Origin of the sequence: Vibrio sp. R-1, assembly GCF_035615595.1 — a bacterium.
Taxonomy (GTDB): domain Bacteria; phylum Pseudomonadota; class Gammaproteobacteria; order Enterobacterales; family Vibrionaceae; genus Vibrio; species Vibrio cholerae.
This window is the reverse complement of record NZ_WPDC01000002.1, coordinates 92,869-100,687: the sequence shown is the minus strand read 5'-3', so window position 1 is coordinate 100,687 and position 7,819 is coordinate 92,869. Positions and strand designations below refer to the sequence as shown.

The 7,819-nt window shown below is 50.8% G+C and carries 3 protein-coding genes; all 3 read right to left on the bottom strand.

Translation table 11 applies throughout. The annotated features are described in order from the left end of the window. Positions 1–202: 202 nt before the first annotated feature. The gene (gene glgB / locus GOU96_RS00930; protein ID WP_000705041.1) at positions 203–2,392 is read right to left on the bottom strand and encodes a 1,4-alpha-glucan branching protein GlgB; all 2,190 of its coding nucleotides are present in this window, start codon (positions 2,390–2,392) and stop codon (positions 203–205) included. Positions 2,393–2,597: 205 nt separating this feature from the next. Further along, a complete protein-coding gene (gene malQ, locus GOU96_RS00925; protein WP_001070792.1) occupies positions 2,598–4,778 on the bottom strand; it encodes a 4-alpha-glucanotransferase in 2,181 nt (726 codons plus the stop codon). An 85-nt stretch (positions 4,779–4,863) separates the two neighbouring features. Beyond that, on the bottom strand, positions 4,864–7,317 hold the full coding sequence (locus GOU96_RS00920) for a glycogen/starch/alpha-glucan phosphorylase (protein WP_000805361.1): 2,454 nt from the start codon (positions 7,315–7,317) through the stop codon (positions 4,864–4,866). Positions 7,318–7,819: the final 502 nt, after the last annotated feature.

Here is a 7,819-nt window from a genome sequence, read left to right as displayed (position 1 = left end):
GTCTCGAGTTTAAGAAGCAGAGATCTTTGGCAAAGATCCCGTATTCAGAGAGATCCACTCACCACTTAGCGCTGCAGGTAAAAGATCATGAGTAGGGCATCAACAAAAAAACCGCCGCAGCGGTTTTTTTCATAAGGTATAGCCTTCCTACTTGGCGTTGCAGCTCCAAGTAGGAAGGCTATATAACGATAAACGGGAAGAGCTACTTCGCACTCCATTGATAAAATAGCGTCGCGAGCGGCGGCACACTCAATAGCAGCGATTGATCCAAACCTTCACTGCTGATCGCTTCCGTACTCACATCCTGCAATACCGGATAATCACTGCCGTTGTACTGCTTGGCATCGGTATTGAGCAACAAGCGGTACTTCCCTGTTTTAGGAACACCTAAGCGAAATGCCTGCTGTGGAACAGGCGTGAAGTTGGTGATCACTAACACACGATTACCGGCTTCATCCATCCGTTCATGGGCGATCACGCTGAGATCGGCATTATCTTGTAAGCGCCATTCGAAGCCGCGCGGATCGCAATCAAGCTGATGCAACGCGGTTTGGGCTTGGTAAAGATGGTTCAAATCACGCACCAAACGCTGGATCCCGGCATGGCGCTCAAATTGCGTTAAGAACCACTGCAACTGACCATCGTGATCCCACTCCGCAGTCTGTCCTAACTCGGTACCCATAAAGTTGAGTTTTTTGCCCGGCTGTCCATACATATAACCCAAGTAGGCGCGTAAGTTGGCGGTTTGCTGCCACTCATCACCCGGCATTTTGTACATAAGTGAGCGCTTACCATACACCACTTCATCGTGTGATAAAGAGAGCACATAGTTTTCACTAAACGCGTAAATCAGCGGGAAAGTCAGGGTATTGTGGTGGTATTTGCGATGCACCGGATCCTCTTTGATGTACGACAAGCTATCGTGCATCCAGCCCATGTTCCACTTAAAACCAAACCCGAGGCCGCCCATAAAGGTCGGTGCAGAAACACCGGGAAACGCGGTCGACTCTTCGGCAATCGTCATCGCATTCGGGAAGTGTTTGTACACCTCCTCGTTCATCCATTTGAAGGTAGCAATCGCATCGTAGTTTTCGCGTCCACCATCAACATTCGGGATCCATTGATCATGGCTACGCGAATAATCGAGATAGAGCATCGATGCGACCGCATCAACACGAATGCCATCGATATGGAACATCTCAAACCAATACAGCGCATTAGCGACTAAGAAACGGCGCACATGCTCGCGACCAAGATCGTAGATGTAAGAGTTCCAGTCTTGATGCCAACCGCGACGTGGATCCGGATCATGGAATAAGGGCGTGCCATCAAAATTGGCCAGACCGTGAGAATCCGACGGGAAGTGCGCAGGCACCCAATCGAGCACCACACCAATCCCCGCTTGGTGGCACAAATCGACAAAATATTTGAAATCATCCGGCGAGCCGTAACGGCTAGTGGGCGCAAACAGACCAACCGGTTGATAGCCCCAAGAACCATAAAATGGGTGCTCAGCGACAGGCATTAACTCAACATGGGTATAACCCATCTCAACCAGATAAGGCACCAATTGATCGGCCAATTCACGATAATTGAGGAATTCACCGTTTTCGCCTCGCTTCCATGAGCCAACGTGCAGCTCATAAAACGAGAGCGCTTGTTTACGCTTTTCAGTCACAGGGCGCTGCTGCCAAGCCGTATCTTGCCACTGATAACGACGATGATCATAAGTCACAGAAGCAAAAGAAGGGTATTGCTCAGCATAAAAACCCCACGGATCCGCTTTATGCGGCAGACCTTCTCCATGTGGACCTTTCAGCTCAAATTTGTATTGCGTGCCTTCCGGCAAGCCGGGGATAAAAATTCCCCAAATACCGTAATCGAGACGCTGCATCGGATGGCGACGCCCATCCCAATGGTTAAAAGCGCCAATCAAACTGCACGCCGCCGCGTGAGGGGCATACACTAGAAAACGTACGCCAGAGACCATTTTTCCATCACGCTCTAGGGTGACAAACTGCGCCCCCATATGGTGATACATCTGCTTTGGCGTATGCAGATCTTCATATTCAGCGTAGAGGCCGTGATATTGATACGGATCATCGAGTAACTGCTCGGTACCCGCCCAATCGACAGCCAATTGGTAGTGCGTAAAACGCAGATTACGGCCATCTTTCAGCACAAAGCCGCCCTCGCCTTCACGCTCTAACGCCACACGAGCTTGCCCTTCAACCACCAACGCGACGTTGTCAGCACCCGGCATCCACACTCGCAGCGCACCTTGTTCAGCGGGAATGTAAGGGCCTAGAAATGAAAAGGGATCAGCAAACGCTGCACGCGCCAACTGATCATAAAATTGTTGAACCTTGGATGGTTTTTTTGTGATCTTCAAACCTAACTCCTAACCTAACTAGCGAATATCCCCTTCCGGCTTAAAGATCGGCGTGTTAGCGCCTCTTCAAGGTATTTGGGTATAACAGAAAGCCCGCAAGGCGCGGGCAAAGCGTGTGTCCATCTTACCGGACTTAGCAAGGAGGAAAGAGTGACCAACCCGAAACTTCTTTTGGTCATAGTTAAGAAATTGGTCACTGATTTCCTTATTGGCTGGCTTTGCTGCGCACTTCGGTCAGACGTGCCGCAATGCGGTTCACTTCTTCACGCGCAAAAATCTCGTCCAGATTCATCGATAACTTACGTCGCCAGTTCGGGTATTCGTTGACCGTTCCCGGAATATTGACCGGCTTATCCATCTCTAGCCAATCTTCCAACTGCACGCTCAGTAACGCGGAAGAGCCTGCCGCCACATGCAATTGCAGTGCTTCGCTCAAGTAGGAATCCATCGGAACCTGAGTCGCATCACGTCCAACGCCATCCGGCAAATAGCCGTGCCACGCCACTGAATCGAGAATGCCCTGTTTGGATTTCAGGCGATCATCAAACAAACCTTGCAGCTGCTCTTCATCGGGATAGAGGCCTATTTCACGTCCCATTTTAAGATCATCACAGTGCCAGAAGCCGCGCAGGGTTGGCATATCATGAGTACAGAGTGCGGCCATGGATTGCTCTGCGTAATGCGCCGGAGAAACGTAACCGCCATCTTCCTTAGACGTTTCGAAGAAGAACACTTTGTACGAATGCACGCCCGCATCGCGCAGCAGCTCAACAATTTCATCCGGTACGGTTCCCAGATCTTCGCCAATTACGCTGCACTGGTGACGGTGAGATTCGAGCGCCAAAATCGCCAACATATCTTTGACTGGGTAGTAAATGTACGCGCCTTTCGTCGCGTTTTCGCCTTTCGGGATCCACCATAAACGCAGCAAACCCAGTACATGGTCGATGCGCAAGGCTCCGCAGTGCTTCATGTTGGCACGTAGAAGTTTGATGTACGCGTCATACGCCGTGGCTTGAAGCGCCTGTGGGTTGAGAGGCGGTAAGCCCCAGTTTTGACCCAAAGGCCCCAATACATCCGGCGGTGCACCAATGCTGACATCTTGCAACAAGTTACCGTGATCGGCCCACGTTTCACTACCAGAATCAGCGACGCCAACGGCGAGATCGCGGTATAAGCCAACTGCCATACCTTTTTCTTCGGCCAGTGATTGCACTTCGTGGATCTGTGTATCGGCAATCCACTGTAAGTACATGTAGATGTGCACCGCATCTTGATGATCTTCAATAAATTTTTGTACCGCACTGTTATCAAAACGGCGATATTTCTCTGGGAAAACAGGCCAGCCCCACACCGACGCATCTTGTGCATGTAAATCGGCATGCAGCGCATCAAACGCCGCTTGATGCAGCAAGCTTTCTCCGCCCTCTTCCACAAACTTTAAGAACGCGTGCGCACGATCGGTCTGCTTATCCAGATGACGTTTTTTAAATTCGGCAAACAGCAGAGGTAAGACGCTCATTTTAAGCTCAGCCACTTCGCTGTAGTTTACCCAATGGGCATCACGCACTTTTTGTAGGCGCTGCTGGAATTCTGGGCTACCCACTTTTTGCTGCGCTTCGGCGCTGAGTGCAAATTCAGGTACTGAGCTCACATCAATGTACAGAATGTTGAGCCAACGACGAGAGGATGGGCTGTACGGGCTTGCGCCCTCTGGGTTGGCTGGAAACAGCGCATGGATCGGGTTTAAGCCAACAAAATCGCCGCCGCGTGATGCAATATCCGCCACGAGTTGTTTCAAATCACCAAAGTCTCCCATACCCCAGTTGTGCTGGGTACGCAGGGTATAAAGTTGAACGCTCGGTCCCCACAGCTTTTTGCCTTGTGCCAAGGCTGGTTGCTTGTAGCAAGCTTGTGGCGTGACAATCAGGGTCATTTCGTACGGTGCTTTGCGACGCTTACGGGCAATCAATAAGGTGTGATAACCGAGCGGCAGATCATTCGGCAACGCAAACACCAGTGGGCCGCCTTCGGCACGTTCATCACGTACAATTTGTGATTGCAGATAGCCTTCCAGTACCTCGCCTTGCTCGGTCTGCAAGCGCCAATCAAATTCGCTTTCGCGCGCACTCACGCCAAGGTAGAGCGGGACTTCGATCGCCGAACCTTGGTGAACCACGAGTACCGGATCCACCACATCTTTTTTGTGTTTCTTCTCTGCCGATTGCAGCAAGGCTTCATCGCTACTGGTGTCATAGCCAAGAGACGCCAAAAGACGACGGATCGTGTCGTCTTCCACTTGAGCTTCACTGCCCCACGCGCTGACATATCGATCGGCAATTTTTGCCATTGCAGCGACTTGTTTTAATGCATTGTCTTGATTCATCGCTCTCTCCGAAGGGACTGCTTTCCCCTTCCGTGTAGGGTATGTAAAAAAGGTGAGCCAGAGGGGTCTGACTCACCAAAGGGGCTTAACGCTGTACAGCGCTCAGTTTCCAAATGTTATTCACGTAGTCGCGGATACTGCGGTCGGAGCTGAATTTGCCCACTAACGCGGTATTAAGGATGGCTTTTTTCGCCCAGCCCGCTTGGTCACGATACTGTTTGTCGATCGCTTCATGCGCTTTCACGTAAGAGGCGAAATCTGCCAGCACCAGATATGGGTCACCGCCATCGAGCAAGCTGTCATAGGTCGCGCGCAGTTTGCCCGGAGCACCCGGCGTAAACTCTTCACCCACCAGCAGATCCAGCGATGCTTTGAGGAGCGGATCAGCATGATAGAAATCGTATGGGTTATAACCACGCGCTTTCAGTGCTTCTACGCCATCCACTTCAAGACCGAAGATGTAGATGTTGTCATCGCCCACTTCTTCACGGATCTCGACGTTCGCGCCATCCATCGTACCTATGGTCAGCGCACCGTTGAGCGCCATCTTCATGTTGCCGGTACCGGATGCTTCTTTACCTGCGGTCGAGATCTGCTCAGACACATCTGCCGCTGGAATGATGATTTCGGCCATGCTGACGCGATAGTCAGGGATGAATACCACTTTCAGCTTGTTGCCGACCCGCGGATCGTTATTGACTTTCTGCGCGATCATGTTGATGGCATAGATGATCTCTTTCGCCAAGTGGTAGCCCGGCGCCGCTTTTGCCGCGAAGAATACCACTCGTGGATGCATGTCAAAGCTTGGATCATTGATGAGGCGGTGATAGAGCGACAAAATGTGCAGCATATTGAGATGCTGACGCTTGTACTCATGCAGACGTTTGATCTGCACATCAAAAATCGCATTGGTATCGAGCTCGATGCCCATGTGATCTTTCACCCACTCAGCCAGACGCGCTTTGTTGGCTTTTTTCACTTCCATAAAACGTTTTTGGAACGCCGCATCTTCGGCGTACTGCGCCACTTTGGTCAGTTGATCCAGCTTCGCAGGCCACTCATGGCCAATCTTCTCTGAAATCAGCGCCGATAAACCTGGGTTACAGAACTTCAGCCAGCGACGTGGGGTGATACCGTTAGTCACGTTCTGGATTTTGCCCGGATAGAGCTCAACAAATTCAGGGAATAGGTCACGCTTCACCAATTCTGAGTGCAGCGCCGCTACACCGTTCACCGCATAAGAGCCGACCACACACAGGTTGGCCATGCGCACCATGCGGTGGAAGCCTTCTTCGATGATCGAGAGCTTTTGCTGTTTCGCGACATCACCCGGCCATTTGGCACGCACTTGTTGCAAGAAACGGTGGTTGATCTCGTAGATGATCTCCATGTGACGTGGCAGCAGGCGTTGGATCAGCGACTCACTCCACGTTTCCAGTGCTTCTGGCAGCAGAGTGTGGTTGGTGTAAGCAAAAGTGTGCGAACAGATCGCCCACGCCGCTTCCCACGACATCAGCTTTTCATCTATCAGAATGCGCATCAGCTCAGGAATCGCGATGGTTGGGTGCGTATCGTTAAGCTGAATGGTTTCGTATTTCGGCAGATCCGCCAACGCGTGCCCAGCAGCCTCGTGGCGACGCAGAATATCGCGCACCGACGCTGCACTGTGGAAATACTGCTGCATCAAACGCAGGGTTTTGCCTTTTTCGTGGTTGTCATTCGGATACAGGACTTTGGTGATGTTGCCTGCATCGATCAGCGCGTGCTGCGCTTCAAAGTAGTTACCGTTATTGAAGCTTTCTAACGAGAAAGGCGCGATTGCGCGACACTCCCACAAACGCAGCGGGTAAACCGTATCACTTTGGTAGCCGACAATCGGCAGATCCCACGGCATCGCTTGCACCAGCATGCCCGGTACCCAACGACGACGCTCTTTGCCATTTTCATTGACGACTTCAACGTGGCCGTAGAAACCGATTTCTTGTTTAAGCTCAGGACGCGCGACTTCCCACGGGTAGCCTTCGACTCCACACCATGCATCCGGCGCTTCTTTTTGACGGCCTTCTTCAAAAGACTGTTTAAACAAACCATATTCGTAATGCAGACCGTAACCCACGGTCGGGTATTCTTGCGCCGCGCAAGAATCCATAAAACAGGCGGCAAGACGGCCTAAACCACCGTTACCTAATGATGGGTCGCGCTCTTCTTCCAGCAAGTCGCTCAGGTTCTGGCCAAGCTCTTCCATCGCTTCTGCAACCGCTTCATACACGCCCATGCTGATCAAGTTATTGCCCGTTAAGCGGCCAATCAAAAACTCCAGCGATAGGTAGTTCAGGCTTTTGCTATTGAGGATGCGTTCATCCTGTTCGGTTTCCAGCAAATCAAACGTTGTAAATTCAGCAAGGGCACGTCCCATCGCCAAATACCAAGCACGCGCCGAAGCGTGCTCTACTGTTGTGGCATAAGTTGCGGTCAAATGACGCTTTATGTTTTCTTGGAACAACTTCTTGTCAAACTGTTTCTGTTGAGTAGGTTTCATTGTGAACTCTCACTGTTTGGTTCTAATCCATCTGAGCCCTATCCTGCCTCTACGACTTTTGCAAAACATCCTCCCACTTTTCTCATCAATTGGGAGGAGGAGCCAAGGCGTAGAGGCACAGGAGTCTGGTAGTGAGTGATCTAGCTCCCATCAATGCGCCGTTCAGCCAGAGATAGCAGTGATTCGGATCACACCACCTGCCGATTAACCATAGCTAGGCTTTATGAAAAGTCAGAAAACGAGCCATCACTCATTTGTCCACTCTGCTAAATAGATCACAATAATTTCGCAGTTGTTACCCATTTTTCACTAAATGGCGTAGAGGCTTGAACAATATCGTCCGTTTTATAAAGATTGATTAGTGATAAACATCACAAATATAGGGCGTAGTAACGTGCGAAACGTGAAGAAGACAAAAAACTCAGTATGGATCAATAAACGCACAGAATGACTTCAAGTAACATTCGCCCATCTGAGTGTGATGCGCCTCGCGTATTCACCT

Excerpts from the sequence above, each read along its gene's own strand:
- malQ (WP_001070792.1), bottom strand. The coding sequence starts at position 4,778 with ATGAATCAAGACAATGCATTAAAACAAGTCGCTGCAATGGCAAAAATT.
- GOU96_RS00920 (WP_000805361.1), bottom strand. The coding sequence starts at position 7,317 with ATGAAACCTACTCAACAGAAACAGTTTGACAAGAAGTTGTTCCAAGAA.